Origin of the sequence: Micromonospora sp. NPDC005215 (assembly GCF_040607915.1) — a bacterium.
Taxonomy (GTDB): domain Bacteria; phylum Actinomycetota; class Actinomycetes; order Mycobacteriales; family Micromonosporaceae; genus Micromonospora.
Genome location: NZ_JBEXHQ010000007.1, coordinates 140,117 through 163,674, shown reverse-complemented (window position 1 = coordinate 163,674; position 23,558 = coordinate 140,117). Strand labels below are relative to the sequence as shown.

At 72.9% G+C, this 23,558-nt stretch carries 24 protein-coding genes; 17 read left to right on the top strand and 7 right to left on the bottom strand.

All coding sequences use genetic code 11. The features are described 5' to 3' along the window. Positions 1-199 precede the first annotated feature (199 nt). Positions 200-1,180, bottom strand: coding sequence for an adenosine deaminase family protein (locus ABZU25_RS08910; protein ID WP_355028755.1), 981 nt, complete (start codon positions 1,178-1,180; stop codon positions 200-202). A 237-nt stretch (positions 1,181-1,417) separates the two neighbouring features. On the opposite strand from ABZU25_RS08910, the gene ABZU25_RS08905 reads away from it, so the two are divergent. The 17 genes from ABZU25_RS08905 (at position 1,418) to ABZU25_RS08825 (ending at position 18,220) form a co-directional block, all read left to right on the top strand. Continuing rightward, entirely contained in the window at positions 1,418-2,209 is a 792-nt protein-coding gene (locus tag ABZU25_RS08905; RefSeq protein ID WP_355028754.1) for a DUF3153 domain-containing protein, read from the top strand. Positions 2,210-2,324: 115 nt separating this feature from the next. Beyond that, positions 2,325-2,660 (top strand): hypothetical protein, encoded by a 336-nt coding sequence (locus ABZU25_RS08900; protein WP_355028753.1) that lies wholly within the window; start codon positions 2,325-2,327, stop codon positions 2,658-2,660. Between the two features lie 12 nt (positions 2,661-2,672). Next, the gene (locus ABZU25_RS08895; RefSeq protein ID WP_355028752.1) at positions 2,673-3,281 is read left to right on the top strand and encodes a glycine zipper family protein; all 609 of its coding nucleotides are present in this window, start codon (positions 2,673-2,675) and stop codon (positions 3,279-3,281) included. After that, the gene (locus tag ABZU25_RS08890; RefSeq protein WP_355028751.1) at positions 3,278-3,976 is read left to right on the top strand and encodes a carboxypeptidase-like regulatory domain-containing protein; all 699 of its coding nucleotides are present in this window, start codon (positions 3,278-3,280) and stop codon (positions 3,974-3,976) included. Before ABZU25_RS08895 ends, ABZU25_RS08890 begins: the two co-directional genes overlap by 4 nt. Positions 3,977-3,999: 23 nt before the next feature. Continuing rightward, positions 4,000-5,259: a phage tail sheath subtilisin-like domain-containing protein gene (locus ABZU25_RS08885; RefSeq protein ID WP_355028750.1), complete on the top strand. Its 1,260-nt coding sequence runs from the start codon at positions 4,000-4,002 to the stop codon at positions 5,257-5,259. A gap of 1 nt (position 5,260) precedes the next feature. Further along, a complete protein-coding gene (locus tag ABZU25_RS08880; RefSeq protein ID WP_355028749.1) occupies positions 5,261-5,743 on the top strand; it encodes a phage tail protein in 483 nt (160 codons plus the stop codon). Positions 5,744-6,911: 1,168 nt separating this feature from the next. Then, entirely contained in the window at positions 6,912-7,265 is a 354-nt protein-coding gene (locus ABZU25_RS08875) for a hypothetical protein (RefSeq protein ID WP_355028748.1), read from the top strand. Next, positions 7,265-8,158, top strand: a complete 894-nt coding sequence (locus tag ABZU25_RS08870) for a hypothetical protein (RefSeq protein ID WP_355028747.1) — start codon at positions 7,265-7,267, stop codon at positions 8,156-8,158. Before ABZU25_RS08875 ends, ABZU25_RS08870 begins: the two co-directional genes overlap by 1 nt. Then, positions 8,155-9,747, top strand: a complete 1,593-nt coding sequence (locus tag ABZU25_RS08865; RefSeq protein ID WP_355028746.1) for a contractile injection system protein, VgrG/Pvc8 family — start codon at positions 8,155-8,157, stop codon at positions 9,745-9,747. The genes ABZU25_RS08870 and ABZU25_RS08865 overlap by 4 nt, the downstream gene beginning before the upstream one ends. After that, positions 9,747-10,085 carry a hypothetical protein gene (locus ABZU25_RS08860; protein ID WP_355028745.1) on the top strand — a complete coding sequence of 113 codons (339 nt, stop codon included), beginning with the start codon at positions 9,747-9,749 and terminating at the stop codon, positions 10,083-10,085. Before ABZU25_RS08865 ends, ABZU25_RS08860 begins: the two co-directional genes overlap by 1 nt. After that, positions 10,082-10,516, top strand: coding sequence for a GPW/gp25 family protein (locus tag ABZU25_RS08855; RefSeq protein WP_355028744.1), 435 nt, complete (start codon positions 10,082-10,084; stop codon positions 10,514-10,516). Before ABZU25_RS08860 ends, ABZU25_RS08855 begins: the two co-directional genes overlap by 4 nt. Then, positions 10,513-13,197, top strand: a complete 2,685-nt coding sequence (locus ABZU25_RS08850) for a putative baseplate assembly protein (protein ID WP_355028743.1) — start codon at positions 10,513-10,515, stop codon at positions 13,195-13,197. The genes ABZU25_RS08855 and ABZU25_RS08850 overlap by 4 nt, the downstream gene beginning before the upstream one ends. Beyond that, the gene (locus ABZU25_RS08845; protein ID WP_355028742.1) at positions 13,178-13,693 is read left to right on the top strand and encodes a phage tail protein; all 516 of its coding nucleotides are present in this window, start codon (positions 13,178-13,180) and stop codon (positions 13,691-13,693) included. The genes ABZU25_RS08850 and ABZU25_RS08845 overlap by 20 nt, the downstream gene beginning before the upstream one ends. After that, entirely contained in the window at positions 13,690-14,619 is a 930-nt protein-coding gene (locus ABZU25_RS08840) for a hypothetical protein (RefSeq protein WP_355028741.1), read from the top strand. The genes ABZU25_RS08845 and ABZU25_RS08840 overlap by 4 nt, the downstream gene beginning before the upstream one ends. Then, positions 14,616-15,080: a hypothetical protein gene (locus ABZU25_RS08835; RefSeq protein WP_355028740.1), complete on the top strand. Its 465-nt coding sequence runs from the start codon at positions 14,616-14,618 to the stop codon at positions 15,078-15,080. The genes ABZU25_RS08840 and ABZU25_RS08835 overlap by 4 nt, the downstream gene beginning before the upstream one ends. Before the next feature lie 95 nt (positions 15,081-15,175). Next, positions 15,176-15,931: a hypothetical protein gene (locus tag ABZU25_RS08830; RefSeq protein WP_355028739.1), complete on the top strand. Its 756-nt coding sequence runs from the start codon at positions 15,176-15,178 to the stop codon at positions 15,929-15,931. Positions 15,932-15,982: 51 nt separating this feature from the next. Further along, positions 15,983-18,220, top strand: coding sequence for a hypothetical protein (locus ABZU25_RS08825; RefSeq protein WP_355028738.1), 2,238 nt, complete (start codon positions 15,983-15,985; stop codon positions 18,218-18,220). A 20-nt stretch (positions 18,221-18,240) separates the two neighbouring features. Here the strand turns inward: ABZU25_RS08825 and ABZU25_RS08820 are convergent, their stop codons facing one another. The 6 genes from ABZU25_RS08820 to ABZU25_RS08795 all read right to left on the bottom strand — a co-directional run bounded on the left by ABZU25_RS08820 (position 18,241) and on the right by ABZU25_RS08795 (position 23,547). After that, positions 18,241-18,615, bottom strand: coding sequence for a cupin domain-containing protein (locus ABZU25_RS08820; RefSeq protein ID WP_355028737.1), 375 nt, complete (start codon positions 18,613-18,615; stop codon positions 18,241-18,243). A gap of 81 nt (positions 18,616-18,696) precedes the next feature. Next, the gene (locus tag ABZU25_RS08815) at positions 18,697-19,623 is read right to left on the bottom strand and encodes a PmoA family protein (protein ID WP_355028736.1); all 927 of its coding nucleotides are present in this window, start codon (positions 19,621-19,623) and stop codon (positions 18,697-18,699) included. Beyond that, entirely contained in the window at positions 19,620-20,312 is a 693-nt protein-coding gene (locus tag ABZU25_RS08810; protein WP_355028735.1) for a hypothetical protein, read from the bottom strand. The genes ABZU25_RS08815 and ABZU25_RS08810 overlap by 4 nt, the downstream gene beginning before the upstream one ends. Then, a complete protein-coding gene (locus tag ABZU25_RS08805; RefSeq protein WP_355028762.1) occupies positions 20,296-21,057 on the bottom strand; it encodes a carbohydrate ABC transporter permease in 762 nt (253 codons plus the stop codon). The genes ABZU25_RS08810 and ABZU25_RS08805 overlap by 17 nt, the downstream gene beginning before the upstream one ends. A 131-nt stretch (positions 21,058-21,188) precedes the next feature. After that, on the bottom strand, positions 21,189-22,172 hold the full coding sequence (locus ABZU25_RS08800; protein ID WP_355028734.1) for a sugar ABC transporter permease: 984 nt from the start codon (positions 22,170-22,172) through the stop codon (positions 21,189-21,191). 25 nt (positions 22,173-22,197) lie between these two features. Then, positions 22,198-23,547 (bottom strand): extracellular solute-binding protein, encoded by a 1,350-nt coding sequence (locus tag ABZU25_RS08795; protein WP_355028733.1) that lies wholly within the window; start codon positions 23,545-23,547, stop codon positions 22,198-22,200. Between the last annotated feature and the right edge of the window lie 11 nt (positions 23,548-23,558).

The window sequence follows — 23,558 nt, the reverse complement described above, 5'->3', positions numbered from 1 at the left end:
CACGGGGGCGGATGCGGTAGTGAGCGGTATACCTCTGAGTCATATTCATACCTCTGAGGTATACCGCTCAGCAGCACATCACTTGGTGGGCCAGCCGGAGCGAATGGCGAGCGCCCTTCGCTGCGCCGGTCTCCTCCCACAGCAGCCGCCCGTCGGGGTCCACAAGCAGCACACACGCGACGACAATCACCTGCTCAGCTCAGGCGGGTGTGCCGACCTGGTACGCCTGCTCCCCCACCGCCACCAGTCGCGCGTGGTCGGCGGCGTCCCCGAGCACGCCGCGCAGGCCGGCGGCGTAGGCGGTCGCGGCGGCCACCCCGAGCTGGGCGGCGAACGCGTACTCGTCGGCCAGGGTGATGTCGAAGATGGCCGGGTCGTCGGTGGACACCGAGCAGGCGACCCCGGCGTCGGTAAGCACTGTCAACGGATGCGGAAGGTCCGGTCGGGCCACGCCGAGGCGCAGGTTGGAGGTGGGCGTCACGTCCAACACGACGCCCCGCGCGGCCAACTCGGTGACCAGCTCCGGGTCCTCCACGGCCCGCACCCCGTGCCGGATCCGGACCGCGCCCATCTCCAGCACCTCGCGGACCGCCTCCGGCCCGGCCGCCTCGCCCGCGTGCGGCACGAACGGCAGGCCGCCGTCGCGGGCCAGCTCCACCATCCGGCGGTACGGCGTGGTCGGGTGCCGCCCCTCGGCACCGGACAGCCCGAAGCCGACAACTCCCCGCCCGGCGAACCGGGTGGCGATGCGGGCCGCGCTCTCGGTGAAGTCCACGTCGTGACCCCGGCAGACCTGCGGGGTCAACCCGATCGACACCCCGTACGACTCGCGGGCCTCGGCCGCCGCGTCGACCAGGGCGGCGAGCAGGTTCGCCCAGCCGGACAACCCGAGCCGTTGCTCGGCGTCCACTATCGGTTCCAGGTGGACCGCGCCGTCGCGGGCGGCCTCCGCGGCGTAGGCCAGCAGTGCCCGCCGGTAGTCCTGTGGCGTCCGCAGCACTGTCGTCATCGCGTTCCAGGTGGTGATGAAGTCGTACAGGTCGTCGAACCTCCCGGGCGTCTCGGCCGGCACCGGGAGGTGATGGCCGCGGGCCAGCGCGGCGAGCAGCGCCGGACGGACCGTTCCCTCCAGGTGGACATGTAGTTCGATCTTCGGGGTGTGGCGCTGAGCTGGCGTCATCGCGATCCTCGGGGGTGGCCGAACGGGTGGGACCAGCCTGCCCCAGCCCGGCCCGGACTGACCTCCCCCACGCGGGGGATCACCATCGCGAAACTGTTCGTGACCCAAAGCTCCAGAGTAGTCAATTGCGCCCCGGTCGACAGCGGTCACATATGACAGTGCGTCGGTACAATCGGCGACTGCCTTGTGACCGATCGCTGACTGCTGATGGTGAAATGGATCACACACACTGAGCCCATGAACAGGAGAGTCAACCGCGGTAAGGCACTCCGCGTCGCGGTGTGTCTCCTTCTGGTCGCCGCGCTGAGCGGCTGCATGCAACTCAACATGGGGCTCACCGTCAACGCCGACGACACGGTCGACGGGCAGTTGCTGCTGACCGCCCAGAAGTCCCTGTTGACCTCGCGAAACAAGAACATCTCGGCGGCCTTCGCGGAGCTGCGGCAGAACATTCCCGCCCTACCTGCGGGGGAAGAGACCGGCTACGAGGACGACAAACTCTTCGGCTCCCAGATCAGTTATCGCCGGGCGCCGCTGGCAGGTTTCGACACGGAGAGCGTAAAACTGGTCCGGGACGGCGACTTGTACCGTTTCACGTTGCCGCTCGATCCGTCGAAATACGGCGGAATGGTGGCGCAGCAGAATCCGCAGCAGCAGCAGGCATTCCTCAAGCTGATGTCGTTCGAGATCTCGGTGACATTTCCCGGCCGGGTGATCGACAGCAATGGCACCGTCAACGGCCGGTCGGTCAGCTGGAAGGTCGACTCCAACCAGGACAAGCCGACCGAGCTACGCGCCGTCGCCGAGGCGCCGCCCCGACCGTCCACCTCGCCGGCCGCCGCCGCCGGTGACGACGGCGGGATCGGATGGCCGCTGATCGTCGGCGGTGCGCTCCTCCTGCTGCTGCTCGCCATCGTGGGCGTACTCCTGCTGCGACGCCGGCACCCCACGGCGCCGGCGGCCCTCGGCCCGACCTCGCCCGGACCGACACCGCCGGGCCCGCCCGCCGGCGCCCCGGGGCCCGGTTGATCCACCCGGTGGCCGGCTCAGCCGGCCGCGCCCGGCCCCGGTGCTCGCACTCGGCAGCACCGGACCTCACCACCACCACATCCCGGTCGCACCATCGCAGAAAAGGGGGATCGTCATGAACGATCTCTTCACCTGGGCAGCCCTGGGGAGCATCGCCGGCGCGAGCGCCGCCACCCTGCTGGCCACCAACGTCATCGGCGGACTGATCGGCCCCGATGGCGACAAGCTCCGCAAGTGGATCGCCATCGCCATCGCGCTCCTGCTGTCCTACGTGACAGCGGCGTTCGCCGACGACGCCGGCGGCGAGAAGTGGGTCATCGCGTTCTTCAACGCGCTTGTCATCTTCTCCGCCGCGCTCGGCGTCAACCAGTTCCCGCCCGGCAACCGGCAGGCGACGCCAACCCAGGTCGCGAGCGGTCGCGAGCCCCGAGTCTTCCGCTCCTGGGTCTGAGGGGATGACGTCATGATCTTCGGAGTTCTCAGCGCGGCGGTCCAGGTCATCCTCGGCGCCCTGTTCGGCTTCCTCGCCGGCGGCCCGATCGGGCTCCTGGTCGGCGCCGTCGTGGGCCTGCTGGTCGGCGCGGTCTTCGGCTGGGCGGTGGCCTCCGCCGGGGTGTACGCGGCGGACGCCCGCGGCATCTTCCTCTTCGTCGTCGACCACACCTGGAGTCTGCTCAACACGGTCGTCGGCGCCATCTACCTGACCGCGCACCTGGTCTTCGGGCACTCGCTGGACCGGCCCACCTCGGCGGGCAGCGGCCGGGTCAGCGTGGTGGAGGGGGTCTCGCCCCGCTACGCCACCACCATCGGCACCGTCTGCGCCGGCTCCAGCTCGGGCATCCAACGGCACGAGGACGTGCACATCTTCCAGGGTCGCCTGCTCGGCCCGCTCTACATCCCGCTGGTGCTGGCGAACTACGTGCTGTTCACCATCGCCCCGGTGTGGCTGCTCTACCACGACCACACCAACGCCCCGATCAACCGGTTCACCAGGTACTTCGAGATCGGCGTCTACCCGCACGTGTGGAACGAGGCCATCGCGTACCGGATCCAGGGGACGCCGCCGCGATGAGCGACAACGGGCGCGGACCGATCGAGACGTCCACCGCCGAGTTGGCCGCCTGGCTGACCAGCGCGGCGGGGGAACCCGTCCCGATCGGCCCGCCCCGCACCGGCGGTGACGCCGCCGGCCTGACCCTCTGGCCGCTGGAACTGCGCCCGGCCCGGCAGACCCGCTCCAGCGGCGCGGTCCGCGAACCGTACCGGTTCACGGTCCGCTACCTGCTCTGCGTGACCGGGCCGGCCGGCTTGCCCCAGCTGGACCGGGTGCTCACCACCGCCACCGGTGCGGGCAGCTACGCGGTCGTCCTGGAGGCGGGCGACGCGGCACTGTGGGCGGCGTTCGGCGCCGCGCCGCGCCCGGCGTTGCTGATCGACGTCCCCGCCCAGGTCAACCACCCGACCCCGGCCGCACCGCCGGTGCTGCAACCGCTGCGGCTGCGGCAACTGGAGGTACGCACTCTCACCGGCCGGGTGGTCGGCCCCGAGGACCAACCCCTCGCCGCGATGCGGGTCGAGCTGTCGGCCACCGGTTCCGCCACCCGCACCGACACCGACGGCCGGTTCCAGCTCGTCGGCGTCCCGCACGACCCGGAGCACCCGAGCCCGGCCCGGCTCCAGCTGACCGGGCGTGGGCTCGTCCTCACCGCCGACGTCGACCCCGGCGAACCCGACCTCGTCATCGTCTGCGCGCCACCGACCCACTGACGCCCACCCGCACAGGAGGACCGATGCCCAGCTACTTCTCCCCCGGCATCTATGTCGAGGAGGTCCCCAGCGGCGCCCGACCGATCGGCCCGGCGAGCACCAGCATCGCCGCCTTCGTCGGCCTCGCTCCGAACCGCGACGCCCAACTGGGCCGGGCGGTGCCGGTCAACAACTGGACGGAGTTCCTGCGGCTCTTCGCCGACGGAGAACGGGTGGAGAGCACTCCGCTGGCCCGAGCGGTCTTCGGTTTCCTGGACAACGGGGGCGCCCGCTGCTGGGTGGTCAACGTCGGCGAGGGCGGCGCGATCACCGGCACCGGGCAGCGGCGCGGTGGCCTGCAACTGCTGGAGGCCATCGACGAGATCTCCATCATCGCCGCACCCGGCTTCCACGACGTGGTGTCGCACGAGGCGCTGCTCAGCATGGCCGAGCGGACCCGCACCATGGTCGCCATCTGCGACCCCGCACCCGACATCGACGACATCGCCGCGTTGACCCGGGTCGCCACGCCGTCCTCCGGCAAACCCCCCAAGCCCGCCGAGGGTACGGGCGGCGGCTCGGCCGGTCCCGGCGGCGGCTCGGCCCAGCCGGGCGGCTCCGGCGGGCACGAGGGGGCCGCGTACCGACCCCGGCAGTCCGAGTTCGGCGCCTTCTACTACCCCTGGCTGCGGGTCCGCGACCCGATCAGCGGCGAATTGGAACTGACCCCGCCGAGCGGGCACCTGGCCGGCATCTGGGCCCGCACCGACGCCCTGCGCGGAGTGCACAAGGCACCGGCCAACGAACCCGTACGCGGGGCCGTGGACCTGGCCTACCTGGTCACCCGCCCGGAACACGACGTGCTCAACCCCAAGGGTGTCAACGTGATCCGCTACTTCGCCGGTGAGGGCATCCGGGTCTGGGGCGCCCGTACGCTCGCCGCCGAGGCCAGCGAGTGGCGCTACCTCAACGTCCGGCGACTCAGCATCGCCATCGAACAGGCCATCGCCAACGGCACCCGGTGGATGGTCTTCGAACCCAACGACTTCACCCTCTGGCGCTCGATCCGGCGCGACATCGGGGCCTTCCTCACCCGGGTGTGGCGTGACGGCGCGCTGCTCGGGCGCAGCCCCGAGGAGGCGTTCTTCGTCAAGTGCGACGAGGAGACCAACCCGGCGGACGTCCGCGACGCCGGGATGGTGATCGCCCACATCGGCATCGCCGTCGTCAAGCCCGCCGAATTCGTGGTGTTCAAGCTGAGCCAGTGGGCCGGCGGCACCGAGACCGAGACGATCGGAGGCTGACATGCCCACCACAGCCACCCCGCAACCCGGCGCCCCGGTCGACCCGTACCGGGCGTACAACTTCCGGCTGCTCATCAACGGCGTCACCAACGGCCACTTCACCGAGATGACCGGGCTGGAGGTGAACATCCCCGGGCAGCCGTACCGGGAGCACGGCCTGGGCCGGATGCGGATGGTGCCCGGCCAGGCCGAGTACGAGCCGGTGACGCTGCACTTCGGCCTCACCGCCTCCCGCGAGCTGTGGGACTGGGTGAACGCCACCGCGCAGGGCACCCTCAACCGGCGCAACGTCTCCGTGGTGCTGCTCGACTCGGTCGGGACCGCCGAGGTGCTGCGTTGGAACCTGATCGACGCCTGGCCCACCCGGTGGCGTGGCGCGCACCTCAACACGCTCAGCCACGAGATCGCCATCGCCGCGTTGACCCTGCGCTACGAGGGCCTGGAGCTGGAGACCGGCGGTGCCACCGCGCCGACACCCGCGTAGCTGGCTGGCCGGCCGGCTGCGCTCGGCGGCCGGGGCGGTGCAGCGCCTCGCCGGGCGGGTCGAGCCCGCCGGGCAACCCCAACCGTCGGACGCGCGCACGGCGGCACTGTCGACGGTGGACGCGCCGACGGCGGGCCCGCGCCGCTTTGGCGAACCTCCGCAACACTGGCTCGACCTGGTCGCCGCCCACGCGCCCGGCCTGCTGCACGATGTGGACCTCGATCTGCCCCCGCGCGGCTCCGACGACGCACAGGTCCGCGACGACCGGCGCGGCGAAACCAGGGCGACCGCCGTCGATGCTGCGGCACCCGCCACGCACGGCCCGTTCGGCAGCACCAGCAGCGCGACCGGTCCCACCAGCGTGCAGGGAACCGGCAGCGTGCGGGGCAGCGGCAGCGTGCAGGGAACCGGCAGCGTGCGGGGAACCGGCGCTGCTGGGGGGCGTGGCTTCGCGGAGCAGGACGGGACGCGCTCGGCGAACGGGACCGGGCGGTCGGGTCGCTCGTCACCGGCGGGCGCCGAACCGGACGGCACGGGGACCGGCGATGCCCGCTCGGTCGGCACGGGGGCCGGCGACGCCGGCTCGGACGGTACGGGGGCCGGCGTCGGCACGGGGGCCGGCGACGCCGGACCGGACGGTACGGGGGCCGGCGTCGCCCGCTCGGTCGGCACGGGGACCGGCGACGCCCGCTCGGTCGGCACGGGGACCGGCGACGCCGGCTCGGTTGGCGGCGGCGCGGCGCCCCGACCCCGCGCGTCATCGCTGCCGGACACCTGGGCAGGGCGCGTCGGCCCGGGCGCAGCGGCAGGGCCGCAGGGATCGGTGCGACGGGACGGGTGGGGTGACGGCACCCCCGCGCCCACCCGAACCACGCCCCACGCTCCCCTCGGTGCACGGTGGGCGGACCCTTCCGGCGCCGCTGCTGACGGCCGGTCGGGTGGTCCGCGGCCAGTCCGGGATGACCCGGCCGGGTCGGGAGGCGGCCAGAGTCGCAGTCGATCGGGCCAACCCGGGTCGGCGGACGACCGACGCGGGTTTTCGGGCGGCCCGGCTGGCGCTGCACCGGGCCGGAACCGGACGTCGCGACCGGGCGCGGCGGGGGGTGGGGCGTCGGAAATTGACGCGGCCGACGGGGTCGCGGCGTGGACCGGTTCGGCGGGCGCGACAGTGCCGGCGGGCGTCGGGGGCACGACGATCGAGGGGCGCGCCACTGGCGAATGGCCCTGGCCGGCACTGCCCGACGAACCGGCACGACCCCGGCGACCGGGCGGACAACCGCTCCGACGGCACATCGACGAGACCGCTGCGGTCGGCGGCGGGACCTGGCCCGGTGGCTGGGGGCGCGGCCCGACCGGCGGTGGACGGTCGACGGGCACCGGACCACGGGCGGCCACTGTCGAGTCAGCGGTCACCGACCCGTGGCCGGCGCTGCCGGACGACGCGACCCTGTGGACGGTGCCGGCCGACGCGCTGGACACCACCCAACTCGGTCGACTCGACCGGGAACAGGCGGGTGGCTGATGGAGCGCGTCGCCTTCCTCATCGACTCCTCCGGCGAGCGGGTGGACTGCCTGCTCAACCCGGAGACCGTGCAGGTGACCCGGCTCGCCGGCGTACGCCATCGGGGTGCCGGCGGCGGGCAGCTCACCGGATCCGGGCTGGCCGACGACCCGCTGGTCTTCACCGGCGGCGGCCGGACCGAGCTGGTGCTCGACCTGCTGTTCGACGTCGAGTTCGTCCAGGCGCAGGTCCGTCCGGCCGACGTGCGGGTGCTCACCCGTCCCCTGTGGATGCTCGCGGAGAACTCGGCCGCCGAGCATGGTTGGCTGCGCCCGCCGCTGGTCCGGCTGGTCTGGGGAAAGACCTGGAACGTGCCCGGCGTGATCATCGCGGTGGCGGAGCGGTTCGACGCGTTCACCGGCACCGGCTCGCCCCGGCGTTCCTGGCTGCGGCTGAAGCTGGTCCGCGCCGCCGAGACGGCCGACCAGGCCGAGGCCGGTTTCGCCGAGGAGTTGGCCGCGACGAGCACACCGACCGCCGCACCGGGCAGCGCGGTGATCGCCGCTGGCGACGGCGCGGCGGAGCCGGGCCGTTCCGGCGTGCGTTTCGACCTGCTGGCCAACGACGCGCTCGGCTCGCCGCTGCGCTGGCGTCTGCTGGCCGAACACAACCGGATCACCGACCCGCTGGCGGTGCCGGCCGGCACCACCCTCGCCGTGCCACCACCCGCCGGCACCCGCGCCGGCGGCGTACCCGGGAACGGCTCGGCCTTCGCCGGTGCACTGGCCGGGATGGCTCAGGCGGTGGTCGGCGCGGTGCGCACCGGCGCGTCGCTCGCCGGCACCGGGCCGGGCAACCCCGACGCCACCGCGGCGGTCAGCACCCGGCCGGGCAACCCCGGGGGTACGCCGTGACAAGCGTCGCGCCCCGGGCCTTGATCGTCCTGCTCGACGGCGCCGAGCTGACCGCCGCGGTCCGTCAGCGGATCCGCTCACTGCGGGTGGCGGCACGGCTGGACCAGCCCACCCAGGCGGAGCTGGTGCTCGCCACCTCCGTCGGCGTCGGCGCGTTCGACCCGGCCGTGCGCCCCGGCACGACGCTCGACATCCGGCTCGCCGACCAGGACGACGCCCTGTTCAGCGGGGAGGTCACCGCCGTGGAGGTCGAGTACGCCGGCGACGGGGCGGCGGTGCTGCGACTGCGGGCGTACGACCCGCTGCACCGGCTGCGTAAGCGTCAGGGGTTGCGGGTCTTCACCTCGGTGACCGCCGTCGAGCTGGCCCGGGAGCTGTGCGGCGCGGTGGGGCTGGAGGTGAGCGCGGAGGTCGACGGGCCACGGTTGGACCGGTTGTTGCAGCACCGGCACAGTGATCTGGAGCTGCTGCGTGAGGTGGCCGGCCGGGCCGGGCTGCACCTGGCCGCCGACGGCGACGCGGTCCGGCTGGTCACCCTCGCGGGCTACGGAGAGCCGGTCGCGCTGGCCCTCGGCGCGAGCGTGCACACCCTGCGCCTGTCCACGAACGCCGACCAGGCCAGCGGTGCCAGCGCCGTGCTGGGCTGGCACCCGCAGCGGGCCGAGGTGATCAGCCAGCAGGCCGACGAGGCGCGGTGTGGCCGACCGGCGTTCGACCGACCGGACCCGGCCGATGTCGGTGCCGACGGGGTCCGCACCGCCGTCGACCAGCCGGGCCGCAGCGACGACGAGTTGGCGGCGTTGGCCCAGGCGCGGCTGGACACCCGGGCGGCCACTCTGGTCACCGCCGAGGGGGTGGCCGAGGGCGATCCGGCGCTGCGGCCGGGCCGACGGGTCGAGCTGAGCGGTGTGCCCGACCCGGTCGCCGGGGCGTACGTGCTGACCGAGGTGGTGCACACCGTCGACGGCAACGGGCATCTGACGCGGTTCTCCACAGTGCCGCCGGCCACCCCGGCGGCCCCGCCCGGCGGTGCGATGGTCACCCTCGGCACCGTCACCGACGTCGCCGACCCGGACGGGTTGGGCCGGGTCCGCCTGACCCTGCCGGCGTACGGGGACCTGGACGCCGGCTGGCTCGCCGTGCTCTGCCCCGGCGCGGGGCGGGGCAAGGGTCTGGTGGCGCTGCCGGATCCGGACGACACAGTGCTGGTGGTGCTGCCCGGCGGCGAGCCGGCCTCGGGCATCGTGCTCGGTTCGCTGTTCGGCGCCGTCGAGCCGTACGACGCGGGCATCGACGACGGCCGGGCGCGGCGCTGGACGCTGCGCACCGCCGGCGGGCAGTCGATCGTCGTCGACGACGTGCGTCGCAGCCTGCGACTGGCCACCGAGGGTGGCAGCTTCCTGGAGCTGACCCCGGAGCTGGCCACCCTGCACGCGGCATCCGACCTGGTGATCTCCGCGCCCGGCCGGGCCATTGTGGTCCGCGCCCGCAGCGTGGACTTCCTGCACGCGGAGTCGACCGAGGACCCGACCACCGCGGCGCGGCAGGCCCGTTCGCTGGCCCGCGCCCACCACGAAGGAGGCGGCTGATGCGCTGGATCCACAGGGACTCCGTGATCACCTGCGATCACGACGGCCGGGTCGAGAACCGACCCTCGCAGCAGTGGGTGACCGTCACCGGCGTACCCGTGCTGGTGGACACCGACCCGGAAGGGCGCGACATCAAAGCCTGCCCCAACTACGGTCCGACGATCAAGCCGTGCACCAAGACGGTGACCGTCCGGGTCGGCTACAGCGACTGGGTCCGCGTCGGCGGGCACCGGGTGGTGCTGTCGCACCTGGAGGGGTTCACCGACGGCACACCGCCGGGGCTGGTCCACCACACCGTCCGGGACCCCCGCCAGCGGTTCCTGGGGGCGGACCGGTGAGGGCGTTCCGCTTCGTCGGGGCCGGCTTCGACGCGGGGCGGGGCGGCGGCCTGGCCCTCACCGCGGCCGGCGGCCTGGCGATGACCGAGGGCGACGAGAGCGTACGGCAGGCGCTGTTCCTGCTCCTGTCGACGACGCCGGGCGAGCGGCTGATGCGACCCGGGTACGGCTCCCGGCTGCACCGGCTCGTCTTCGCGCCCAACGACGACACCACTGCCGGTCTGGCCATCCACTACGTCCGGCAGGCCATCGCGCGGTGGGAGCCGCGGGTCGAGGTGATCGACGTCGACGCCGGGCCGGACCCGGACGACGCGTGGCGGCTGGTGATCCGGTTGGACTACCGGGTGCGCGCCAGCCTGACACCCGGGCAACTGGTCTTCTCCGTGGACCTGCTCCCCGCCGACGAGCCCGCGCAGGGAGGACCGTCATGACGCTGCCCGTGCCGCACCTGGACGATCGTGGGTTCCTCGACCTCGTCACCGAGGCCCGGGAACGCATCCGGCAGTCCTGCCCGGCGTGGACCGACCTGTCGGCGCACGACCCGGGGATGGCGCTGGTGGAGGCGTTCGCGCACCTGACCGAGGTGATGATCTACCGGTTGAACCAGTTGCCGGAGAAGGCGTACGTCTCGTTCCTGAACCTGCTCGGGGTCACCCGGCACGCACCGACCGCGGCCTGGGCGGACGTCCGGTTCAGCCGCAGCGGCGGCGACCGGGGCGCCATCCGGATCCCGGCCGGGCTGCGGGTCGCGGCGGCGCGCGGCGCGGACCCCCGGCCGGTCGTGTTCGTCACCACCGAGCCGACGCTGCTGCCCGCCGACGAGACGTCGGTGACGGTACGCATGCACCACTGCGAGCCGGTCGAGGCCGAGCTGCTCGGCGTGGGCACCGGCCAGCCGGGGCAGGTGCTGCGGGCCGCCCACGCGCCGCTGACGCACACCGCCGAGGCACTGGACCTGCTGCTCGGCGTGGAGGTGCCGGCCGGCACTGTCGAGCTGGGCGCGGCGGCCCGGGAGCACGACGGCCGCACGTTCGAGATCTGGCTGCCGGTGGACAGCTTCGCCGGGCTCGGCCCGCAGGCCAAGGCGTACCTGGTGGATCGCTGCTCGGGCACCGTCACCTTCGCCCCGGCCCTGGACCTGCGACCGCCGGCCGCGCCCGGCGACAGCGCGCCGGCCGGCCCCGCGCCGGTGACAGTGGCGGCGGTGCCGCCGGCCGGGCGGCAGGTCCGGCTCTGGTACCGCGCCGGTGGCGGACCCACCGGCAACGTGGCGGCGGGCACGCTGACCAGCCTGCGCGACCCGCTACCCGGGGTACGCGTGGACAACCCCGCCCCGGCGGCCGGCGGCCGGGAGGTGGAGGCGTTGGAGTCGGTGCTGCTGCGCGGCCCGTACGAGTTCTTCGCCCAGCAACGGGCGGTCACCGCCCGCGACTTCGAGGTCCTCGCCACCAGCTCCGGGGCGGTGGCACGGGCTCGGGCGTTCACCCGCGCGGCGGTGTACAGCTTCGCCCGGCCCGGTGAGGTCGAGGTGGTGCTGGTGCCGTACGTGCCGCCGACGGCCCGCCCCGGTGGCCGGCTGCCGGTGGCGGTGCTGCGCGAGCACGAGGTGCCCGAGGCGCGCACCCGGGTGGAGGCGGACCTGGAGGAGCGCCGGATGGTCGGCATCCGGTCCCGGGCCACCTGGGCCCGGTTCAAGGCGGTGTCGGTCCGGGCCCGGGTGGTGGTCCGCCGGGAGGAGGACGTGGACGCGGTACGCCGCCGGATCCACGACCGGCTGCACCAGACGTTGAGCCCGCTGCCGACCGCGCTCAACCCGACCGGCTGGCCGTTCGGCGAGCCACTGCGGGCGTCCAACGTGTACCGGCTGCTGGAGCACGCCGAGCCGGGCGTGCGCTACGTCGAGTCGGTCCGGTTCGTTGTCGACGAGGCCCCCGACGCCGAGGTACGCGCCCTCGCCGTCGACAAGTACCAGCCGCGCACCTGGTACGCCGGCCGCGGTCCGGTGCTGTTCCGTTCCAGCAACGGCGGCGCCGGTTGGGAGCCGGCCGGCCGGTTCGACGATGAGACGGTGCTGCGGGTGGCGCCCGCGCCCGCGCCGGTGCGGCCGGGCATCGTCGCGCGTGCCGGCTCGGTGGCCGTGGTGACGCTCCGGTCGTCCGGCGGCTCCCGGGTGCACCTGAGCACCGACCTGGGCGAGACGTGGTCCCTGCTGACCGACCTGGACGCGCGGATCTCCGACGTGGCCTGGCTGGACCGCGACGGCGCGGGCGCGCTGCTGGTGGCCACCGACACCGGCCTGTACGAGGTGTCGTTGCTGCCCGGGGCGGTGCCGTTGCAGATTCTGGTCGACCCGTCGGATGCCGATCGGGGGTTCTACGCGGTGCGCGCGTTCGTCTCGGAGCGGGGCGCGCCGGGGGTGGCGGTGGCCGCGCAGGCCGGCTTCGGGGTGTACCTGTCGACCGCCGGTGGCCGACCGGGCAGCTTCGTCCACGTGGGCCTGGCCAACGTGGACAACCGGGTGCTCGCCGTGCAGTACGACGGCCCGGCGACGCTGCTGTGGAGCGGCGCCGGCGAGCCGGACCCGAAGAAGCCCGGACAGGGTTGCCACCGCACCCGGTTGTTCGAGTCCGATGTGAAGTGGCAGCCGGTGCAGAACGGCTGGATCGGCGGCACCTGCCGCGACCTGGCGTTCGCCGGCCAGCTCGCGGTGGCGGCGACGCAGAGCGGCGGGGTGCTGCGGCTGGACACCCTTGGCGCACAGCCGCAGTGGCAACCGGTGTCGGTCAACTGCGGGTTGCCGCTGCGCGACCGGACCCGGTTCGTGCCGGTGGACGCCATCGCGGTGGGCGGTCCGGCCGGCGGCAGCCCAGCCGGCGGCGGACCGGGCGGCAGCCCAGCCGGCGGAACGGGCGGCCCGGCGGCCGGGCCGGCGGAGCGGCTGATCCTGGCCGGCGGCGAACGCGGCGTGCACCGCAGCGCCAACGCGGTGGACTGGACGCCCAGCGCCAACCAGGCCACCGCCGACGTGGTGACCGTCCCGGATACCTGGCTGCTCTGCTCCGGCGAGCACGACATCGAGGTGGTGCGCCAGGATGCGACGTTCGGCGATTGAACGGCTGCTGCCCGCCGCCTACCAGCGGGCCTGCGTGCCCGGCAGCGTGCTCTGGGCGCTGCTGGACGTGATGGAGGGGCTGCACGCCCCGGACGAGGCGATCCTCGCCGAGGTGGACGCCCTGTTCGACCCGTACCGGGCGCCGGACGCGCTGGTCGTGCGGTTGACCCGCTGGGTGGCGATGGACCACGTGGTGGCCTCGCCCCGGCCGGACGCCCCGCTGCCGCTGCCGGTGGGGCGGCTGCGCGACCTGGTGGCCAACGCCGCGCTGCTGGCCCGGTGGCGCGGCACCCCGTACGGCTTGCGGCGGGCCCTGGAGCTGGCCACCGGGATGCCGGGCTTCGCGATCGACGAGCCAGCCGAACGGCCCTTCCACGTCGTGGTGCGGGTCCCCGCCGCCGCCGCCGGCCAACTCGCCGTGATCACCCGCATCGTCGAGGCGGAGAAGCCCGCCTCGACCACCGTCGAGATCGTCCTGGAAGAGGAGTCGTCATGACCACCGAATGGGCGGTCGTCGCCGCCGCCGAGCAGTTCACCCTCGATCCGCGCAACAGCGGCGAGCTGACCTTCACCGTCTCCAACCCGGGCAACGCGCCGGACACTGTGGTGTTCGACGTGGCGCCCGGTGACGGCTCGCAGCGGGCGTGGTTCACCGTCGCCGAGCCACAGCGGGTGGTACCCGGGCAGGGCTCGGTGTCGTTCCTGGTCAAGCTCGCCGTGCCCGCCGGCACCCCGCCTCGGCGTTACGACATGACCGGGTTCGCGTACTCGGCGAACACCGCGCCGGAGGAGAGCTCCCGGTCCAGCGGTCGGGTCACGTACGAGGTGCGGGCGGTCGCGCCGCCCCGGCGTACCCCGTGGTTGTGGATCGCCGCCGCGGCGGCGTTGGTGCTTGTGGTGGCGGGCGTGGCGGTGGTCTTGCTGACCCGCGACGGCGAGCCGGCTCCCGGCGAGCCGCGGGTGGTGACCATCGAGGCCGAGAGCCTGGTGGAGGGTGCGGTGGTGGAGTCACCTCGGACCAGCGGGGCGGTCGTGGTGGCGCAGCCCAACTGCTGCGGGGTGACCTGGTCCGGGGACAAGCAGTTGTTCTTCCAGGGGTTGGCCATCGGCGATCAGGTCACCGTGACGCTCCAGATCCCGGCGGACGGCACCTGGCGCTTCGCGGCGGTGCGGAGCACGTCGTTCGACTACGCCAACACCGTCTTCGCCATCGACGGCACGCAGGTCGGCGGGGCGTTCCTCGGCTTCACACCCAAGGTGCAGAAGACGGAGTTCCTGGACGTCGGCACGGTCCGGCTGACCAGGGGCCCGCACCGGGTCACCCTGGCGGTGGTGGGCAAGACGCAGGGCACCAACCGCTACTTCGCGGGCGTCGACGAGATCCGGTTCACCGAGCTCGTGGCGCAGGCCGTGGCGCGATGAGTGGCCGGCAGAAGACGCTGCTGGGGCTGCTCGCCGTGCTGCTGGTGGCGCTGTTCGTGGTCGCGGTCGGCGTGGGCGGCGACCGCGACCGGGGTGATCCGGGCGCCCGGCACGGGTTGGTCGACCGGTTGGCGGCGCTCGGCGGCGAGCGTGCGGCGGTGGACCCGGCCACTGTCGACGCCGACTGCGCCGACGAGACGGGCCGGTTGACGTTCTCCGGCAGGTGCGTGGTGCGGGTCGCCGACCCGGGCGGACTGCGCACCCTGGTGCTGCGCAGTGCGGCACGGTTCACTGTCGTCGCGCCGGCGCCCGGCGACGCCGACCTCACCATCCGCGACGAGGTCGAGCCGGCGCCCGACGGCACCGGCGCGGTGGCGAAGGTCGCCGTCGACCAGGCCACCGAGGTCGGCCTGACCTGCCCCGGCCTCGGTGGCTGCACTGTCGTCGTGGCCACGTCCTGACCCGATCACCGTGGCCACGCCGTGGCCCGATCACCGTGGCCACGCCGTGGCCCGATCACCGTGGCCACGCCGTGGCCGGAGAGGAAGGTGCCGCGATGGGTGACCTGCGTAAGCCGTTCCTGCTGCTGGCGATGCTCGCCATCGTCCTGGCGATCGGTGTCGAGTTGGGTGCCGGGCTGCTGCTGGGCGGCGCCGACGCCGGCGCGGCCCTCGCAGACAGCGCCGGCGCGCTGGAGGTGGACCTCGACGACGTGTCCGGGGTCAGCGAGCCCTCCGGCCGGGGCACCGGCTACCTGGCGTTGATCGACGCGGTGGCGGTCTGGAGCACCGGGCTGTTCTGCCTGGGCATGCTGCTGCCCGAACGCGTCCAGGGCCGGGTGCAGGGCGTCGCCAGCCTGATCTTCTCGATCATCCTGATCATCGTCGGGCTGATCGCGCTGATCATCGCCTTCGTGGAACTGATGATCATGGTGTCGTTGTTCCTGGCTGTCCCGTTCGGCACGCTCGCGTACCTGGCGCTGTGGGGGTTCTTCCCGGTCGGCGAGGCGGCGGTGCTGCTCGGGCTGGTGCTGCTGCTCAAGCTGGTGTGGGCCGGGCTGCTGGTGCTGGCCCAGCCGCGCTTCCTGCAGAACAAGGGCCTCGTCCTGCTGATCCTCACCACCCTGCTGTGCACTGTCGTCCTGGAGTTCCTGCACAACCTGGTGCCGGTGATCCTGGTCAGCATCGTCGACGACGTGGCGGCGCTGGTCTTCGCGGTGATCGCGATCATCTGGGGGCTGGTGCTGCTGATCGGGTCGATCCCGGCGATCGTCAAGGCCGTCCGGGTCACCGTCGCACTGCCCGCCCGTTGAACGTTTGCGGTATCGGCAACGGAAGCCTGGATTGTCTGTGACCCTGACGGCGTGGACAGGACGCCGCAGTGCGACGCAGTGGAGCTGCGCGTGCACGGCATCTCCGGAGTCACAGCGGAACGGATCCTCGACCACCCGATCGTGGTCCGCGTCGCCGGGGACGCGCACGCGGGCTTCTTCCGGCCCCGGCCCGCGAGCGGCGCCGCTGGCGGGGCGACGGCCGGAGTCGCCGTCGAGGCGTACCGCTGGGGTTCGCTGACCGCAGGGGCGGCGGTACGGACGGCCTCGATGTTGCTGTTGTTGCCCTTCATGCTGAGCAACCTCGCGATCTGGCTGCGACCGCCGGGGCGGGACCGGTGGGGCCTGCTCGGCATGCTGTGCCGCCTGCTCGCCGGCACCCTCACTTCTACGTTCGTGCTGGCGATCGTGGGTGTCGCGCTGGACCTGGTCGGCTGGCAGTGCGTGCCGTACCCCGGGTGCCGGGCCAGCCGCCCCTACCTGGCCTGGCTCTACGCGCTCCCGTCCGGCCCCCGGCTGGCTCTGCTGTCGGTCGTCCCACTGCTGGCGCTGCGGACCGTCTGGGCCATCGGCGCCCGGTCGGCGCGGGCTTTCGAGGGGTTCGGCCCGTCATCGGCGCAACCACTCAGCGGCGCTCGGACCGAGAGCCTCGCCGATGCCAGCTTCTGGCACGACGAGCAGACCACCGGTTGGCTGCGTCAGGTTCACGTGGCGCTCGGCGTCGGGACGCTGAACGTCGCCCTGCTCGCCGGCGTCTCGCCGGGTGGGGTCGGTGCGCCCGGTCACCTCGCCCTGTTCGGCATGGCCGTCGGGCTGCTCGTGGTCGGCGTGGTCCTGCTCTCCCTGCCCACGCCGGCCAACCCGGCGAAGGCCCGACGGGTTCTACGCCCCCTGTGGGCGGCCACCGCGGGGGTGACAGTGCTGTGTCTCATCTCCGCCGTGCTGGCGGGCGGGGCGCCGTCCGGCTCGGGCAAACTGCCCGGGTACGAGGGGGCCGCCGCCGGGGTGGTCGCCGCGCAGGGCGTCCTGCTCGTCGTGCTCACCGTCGTCACGTACGTCCGCCAGCGTGCTGCCCGCGGCGACGACCGCCCTCCTCTGCGCGGGCTCGGCACTCCGATCATGGCGGCTGCGTCGGCGAGCGTCGGCGCCGCCTTCACGGCCACCCTGGTCTACCGTGTCGCGGACGTCCTGGACCACGGCGACATCCCCGATCCGATCCGGCCCGACTCGCCGACCGTCGGCCCGCTGGATCCGCCGGTCGCCTACTGGTGGGCCGCGCTCGCCGGGCTCGCCGCGCTGCTGATCGGCGCGGCGGCGACCTCGGCGACTCTCCTGCTGACCCGGCGGCGGCGACGTGGGCTGGCGGCGCGGATCATCGAGCGGGACTACCCGGACGTGCCGGCGGAGGACGCGAGCCGGCTGCGCCTCGTCCGGGAGGCCATCGCACGGTCCCGGTTGACCGAGGAACTGGGCCCGGTGCTCATCGCGTTCCTGGTGATCGCGTCGCTCGGGCTGGCCACCGTCGCCTTCGACGTGATCGGGATCGGTCCCACCCAGCTCGCCGCCCGGCTCGGCGGGCACGGCGGCGCCCTCGCCGTCCTCGCCGCCTACGTCACCGACGCGGGCGTCTGGGTGATCAGCCTGTTGGTGATCTGCCTGATGGTGCTCGGTTTCCGCGCGTACCGGTCGTCCCAGACCCGCCGGGTGGTGGCGGTGCTGTGGGACCTTGGCACCTTCTGGCCTCGCACCGTCCACCCGTTCGCGCCGCCCTGTTATGCCGCCCGCGCGGTCCCGGAGCTGGCGAAACGGATCACCGGGCTCACCGCGCGAGGGCCGGTGGTCCTCTCCGGGCACAGCCACGGCTCGGTGCTCGCCGCCGCCACCATCCTGCAACTACCGCCGTCCGTGCTGGCCAGGCTCTCGCTGTTGACCTACGGCTCACCGCTGCGGCGCACCTACGCCCGGCTCTATCCGGCCTACCTGGGGCCGGAGACGCTCTGCGACCTGGGCGGGCGGATCGGATGGCGGTGGCGCAACCTCTGGCGGGACACCGACCCGATCGGCGGGCCGACCTTTCCCCGCGCCCCGGGCACCGCGTCGCCCTGCGCCGACCCAGCGGCCGGAGACGTCGACATTCGACTTCGAGATCCCCGCAGTCTGGCCATCGACCCGGCGGACACCGTGCCACCTCCGATCGAGCGGCACTGGCCCTACCACACCCAGCCCGCGTACCAGGTGGCAGTCCGCGAGCTGATCGACCGGTCCCGCTGAGCGCACCGCCCGGCACCGGTTCACTCCACCTTGGTGAGGAGCGGCTTGCCTTTCTCGACGACGTAGGTGGCCAGTTCGACAGCTACGGCGTTGCCGACATTGCGGGCCTGGTGGTGGACACCGTACGGAACGGTGAGAGCGTCACCGGCATTGCACACCACCGGCGACTGGCCCTCGATCGAATATTCCAGAGATCCCTGCAGAACGCAGATGATCTCTTCGCCGGGATGGAAGTGCTTGAACGGTGGTGAGTCCGGTGTGAATTCCACCCGAGTCTGGATGACCTCGCGTCCAGGAATGCTGAGATCGTGTTTCTGCAGATCGATGCGCCACAGCCCGGGTGCGCTCTCCACCGCTGTCGGACTGATGCCCTCGGGTCGATCGTTCCCGCTCATCAGGGCCTCCAGTAAGCCGTCACGCGGACGGCGCCCGCACCGGTTGGCATATCCCCTCGAGGATAAGGGGCCGCGGACACGTCAGGGGCGGGGTTGCGGCTCCATCCTCCCGGCGGCCAGGGCCGCGACGGTGGCGGAGTCCAGGGCACCGTCGGCGACGACCACCGCGTGCCGGCCCCGCCGCGTCGTGCCGGCCGCGATGGTGACCGCCCGCTCGAACGCGAACGCCACCCCCACGCCCGGGTACATCGCGGTCCGCGTGAACCACAGGTCGCCGTCACCGAGCCCGCTGAAAACCAGGGTGTACGCCCGCCCGTCCGGCCCGGTCCCGACCAGGGCGACCCACGGCTCGGCGGAACCGTTGACCGCCTCCTCCCCCGTCGCCGAGGCGCTGAACACCGACGCGGGCCCGGCCGAGACCGCCCGCCAGAAGAACCCGCCGTAGCCGGCCCGGTCCGGGCGGCCGTTGGTGGTCGGGCTACCCAGCCGCACGTCCTGCCCAGCCGGGGCACCGAGGGTGTAGTCCACGTCCAGCCGCCAGGCCGACAGCTCCTCGGCCGGTCCCGCGCCGATCAGCGGGACCGCGCTGAGCCGGCGACGCTCGGTGAGCAGCACCGTCCCCCGCGGGTCGCGCCACTCGAGCCGGTGGGCCAGCCGGTCGGCGGACCGCTCCGACCACCCGGTGTGCGCGATCCGCCCGTGGTCGTCACGCCAGGTGTAGCCGACGTCGCGCACGTAGGTGCGCCCGCCCCAGAGGTTGGAGCCGTTGACGTCCGGCACGGCCAGGGAGGCGCCGAGGTGCCAGACGTGGTCGGCGGGCAGCGCGTCGGTGACCACAGTGCCGCCCAGGGTGCGGACCGGATGCAGGTACGGCCGCGGCCCGTGCCGCGCGTCCAGCGCCGGGTCGACAACGTACCGGGCCACCTCCGTGCCCCCGACCAACAGCCGCGCCGACTGGTCGCCGCCGTCGCCCGTGGGGCCGAGCCCGGACGCGTGCTCCGCGCTCACGGCGACTCCTGATCGGCAGGGACCGGCCGGCGACCGGCGACTTGGACCGGGACCGGCCGGCGACCGACGACCCGGACCGGGACCGGCCGGCGGCCGGCGACGGCGTGCAGGGCGGCCACGGTGTACCCGGCGAGGATCGGCACCGCGACCGGGGTGACCAGCACGGCGAGCAGCCCGGCCAGCGCGGTCACCCCGGCGAGCGCGGCCCAGCGGGTGGGGGCGTCGAGGCAGGCGCGGGCGGTGGACCGGGCCGCCGCCCGCCACCGCCCACCCCCGTTGCCGCCCACCTCGACGACGACCAGCCCGGCGTACCCGGTCAGGCCGGCCGCGACGAGAGCGGTCACCAGCAGCGCCGGCGGCCCGCCCGGCACCCGACCGGTGGCCAGCGCCGCCAGGTCGGCGGCGAGCAGCCCGGCCACGGCGATCGTGAGCAGGCTGACCGGCACGCCCGGCAGCACCGAACGGCCGAACCGGCGCACTGTGGCCCGCGCCGACGGCCAACTGCCGGTGCGCGTCCAGTCGTGCACCGCCGCGCTGGCGGTGCCGGCCGCCGCCGCCGCGGTGAGCAGGGGTGCGGCGGCGAGGGTCAGCAGGATGCCGAGCAGCGCCAGGTCGGCGGCGTCGCGGGCGACGTCCCGCCAGTCCCGCCGATCGGCGGTGTCCGTCGCCGGTTCAGCCCTTGATGCCACTGGTGTTGATCCCCTCGACGAGCATCCGCTGGAAGGCGACGAAGAACAGGAAGACCGGCAGCAGTGACAGCACCGACATGGCGAACATCGGCCCGACCGCGCTCTGGCTCGTCGAGTCGATGAACAGGGTCAACGCGACAGGCACCGTGTAGTCCTCCAGTTGGGACAGGAAGACCAGCTGGCGGAAGAAGTCGTTCCAGGTCCAGATGAACGAGAAGATCGCCGTGGTGACCAGCGCGGGGCGGCTCAGCGGCAGGATGATGTGCCGGAAGATGCCGTACGGGCCGGCGCCGTCGATCCGGGCCGCCTCGTCCAGCTCGCGGGGGATGCCCCGCATGAACTGCACCATCAGGAAGACGAAGAACGCCTCGGTGGCCAGGAACTGCGGGACGAGCAGTGGCAGGTACGGCCATTCGCCGCCGACCAGCCCGAGCGTCCGGAACAGGATGTACTGCGGCACGATCAGCACGTGTTGGGGCAGCAGCAGCGTGCCGATCATGACGGCGAACCACACCCCGCGCAGCCGGAACCGCAGCCGGGCGAAGGCGTACGCGGCCAGCAGGCAGGAGAGCCCGTTGCCGACGACGGTGAGCAGGCTGACCATCGCGCTGTTGAGGAAGAACCGGCCGAAGCTGACGTCGAAGTTGGACCACCCGGCGGTGTAGTTGCCCGGGGAGAACCGCTGCGGCAGCAGGCCGACGTTGTTGACGATCTCCTCCGGGGACTTCACCGAGGTGCCGACCATCCAGATCAGCGGGTAGAGCACCACTGCGACGATCGCCACCAGGATCAGCAGTCGCAGCACCGATCGACCGCCGGTGCGTCGACGCGCGGTGGACGCCGGTCCGGTCGGTACGTCGGCCGTCGGGATCACCGTCACCGGTCCTCCCCGTCGGAGTAGTGCACCCAGAACCGTCCGGTGCTGAAGAAGATCGCGGTGATGACCGCGATGGCGAGCAGGAACACCCAGGCCATCGCCGAGGCGTAGCCCATCTGGAGTTCGGTGAAGCCGGTGATGTAGAGGTTCAGCGTGTACATCAGCGTCGAGTCGACAGGGCCTCCGGTGCCGTTGCTGAGCACGAACGCGGCGGTGAAGCCCTGGAACCCGTTGATCGTCTCCAGCACCAGGTTGAAGAAGATCACCGGGGAGAGCATCGGCAGTGTGACGTTGCGGAACTGGCGGAACCGGCCGGCGCCGTCGACGGAGGCGGCCTCGTACAGCTCGGTGGGCACCTGCTTGAGCCCGGCCAGGAAGATCACCATCGGTGCGCCGAACTGCCAGATGGCAAGCACCATCAGGGTCTCCAGGGCCCAGTCCGGGTCGTTGACCCACGGTCTGCCGGTGACGCCGAAGAGGCTCAGCAGCGAGTTGAACGCCCCGTCGCGGTTGAACATGTTGACCCAGACGATGGCCAGGGCGACGCTGCCGCCGAGCAGCGACGGCAGGTAGAACAGCCCACGGAACAGCCCGACGCCGCGCCAGGCGCGGTTGAGCAGCAGCGCCACGCCGAGCGCCGCGGCCAGCTTCAGCGGTACGGCGACCAGCGCGAAGGTCACTGTCACCCGGACCGCGTGCCAGTACGACGGGTCGGCGGTGAACATCCGCTCGTAGTTGGCCAGCCCCACCCACCGCGCCTCGGAGAAGGGGGTGAGGATGTCGTAGTCGGTGAAGCTCAGGTAGAGCGACAGCAGCATGGGGATCGCCGTGACACCCATCAGGCCGATGAGCCACGGCGACAGGAAGACGTACCCCGCCAGACCTTCGCTGTGCCGGAGGCGTCCGGGCCCACGCCGCTGGGCGTGGGCCCGGGGGGATCCGGGGCCGCGTCGGGTCGGGTCGGGCGCCGTGGTCAACGCCACGAGCAGCTCCTCTCGTCGCGGGCGGTCAGGCGATGGCGGACTTGCACGCCTCGACGAACTGGGTGGCGGCCTCGGCGGGGGTGGCCCGGCCGTACTGGGCGTTCTCGGCGGCCTTGATCAGCTCGGACTTGACCTTGCTGTGCCCCTTGATCGGCACCTGTGGCGACGGGCCGAACTTCTGGGTCAGCTCGGCCTCGACGGCGATCGACTGCTTCATCGCGGGGTCGGTGGTGTCGTCGCTGACCGTCCGGCGCAGGTCCAGGTTGGACGGCAGGCCCCGGTCGGTGCCGAGCAGCTTGACCGCCCCGACGTCGTTGTTCAGGAAGTTGATCACATCGACGGCGACGTCCCTGTTCTTGCTGCCCTTGAAGACCGACCAGTACATCGAGGCCCGGGCCCACTGCGCGCTGGGGTCACCGGGATAGGCGATCACGCCCAGCTCGTCCTTTGTGTTCTTCTTCAGGTCGGGCATCTGGTTGGCCCACACCCAGGAGGTCGCCGACTTGCCGGTGACCACCAGTTGCTTGGTGACGTCGCTGGAGTTGCCCTCGTGGATGACGTCGGCGGTCGGGGTGGCCCTGCGGTCGCGGGCGCCCTTCCACAGCTCGAACCACTTGGTCACGTCCTCGGCGGTGAAGCCCAACTCCTTGCCCTGGTAGAGGTCCTTGCCCTGTTGGCGCAGCCACACCCAGAACGCCTTGTAGTCGGCGCTCGGGTCCTGGGTGCCGGGCACCTTGGTCTTCGCGGTGACCTGCTCGGCCCAGGCGATGTGCTGCTCCCACGACATCCCGGTGGTCGGCTCGGGCAGGTTGTGCGTGGTCAGCAGCGTCTTGTTGTAGACCAGGCCCTGGGTGTTCTCCCCGGCGGCCAGCCCGGCGAGCTTGCCGTCGACAACGCCGTACTGCCAGAGGCTCTCGGGGAATTTGGAGGTGTCCAGCTTCCCCGACTTCTGGTAGGAGGTCAGGTCGAGCGTGGTGTTGCGGGCCGCGTACTCGGCCAGGTAGTTGTCGTCGATCTGGAACAGGTCCGGCGGGTTGCCGCCGGCGGTGAGGGTGGCCAGCTTGTCGAAGTAGCCCTGGTTGGCCTGCCAGGTCTTCTCGAAGGTCACGTTCGGGTGCTTCTGGGTGTAGAGGGCCAGCACGTCCTCGGTCAACGTGGCCCGGGCGTCGCCGCCCCACCAGAAGATGGAGAGCTTGACCGGGGCGTTCGGGTCGGCGGAACCGCCGCCGTCGTCGCCGCAGGCGGCGGCCCCGAGCATCAGCGGCGCGGCCACCGTCATGGCGAGCAGGCCGCGCAGCAGGCGCCGCCGGGGCAGCGGGGTACGGTCATTGCGCCCGACGGGCGCGTCAACGGTGGGGGGCGTGGCGGGGTGCATGTGCGCTCACT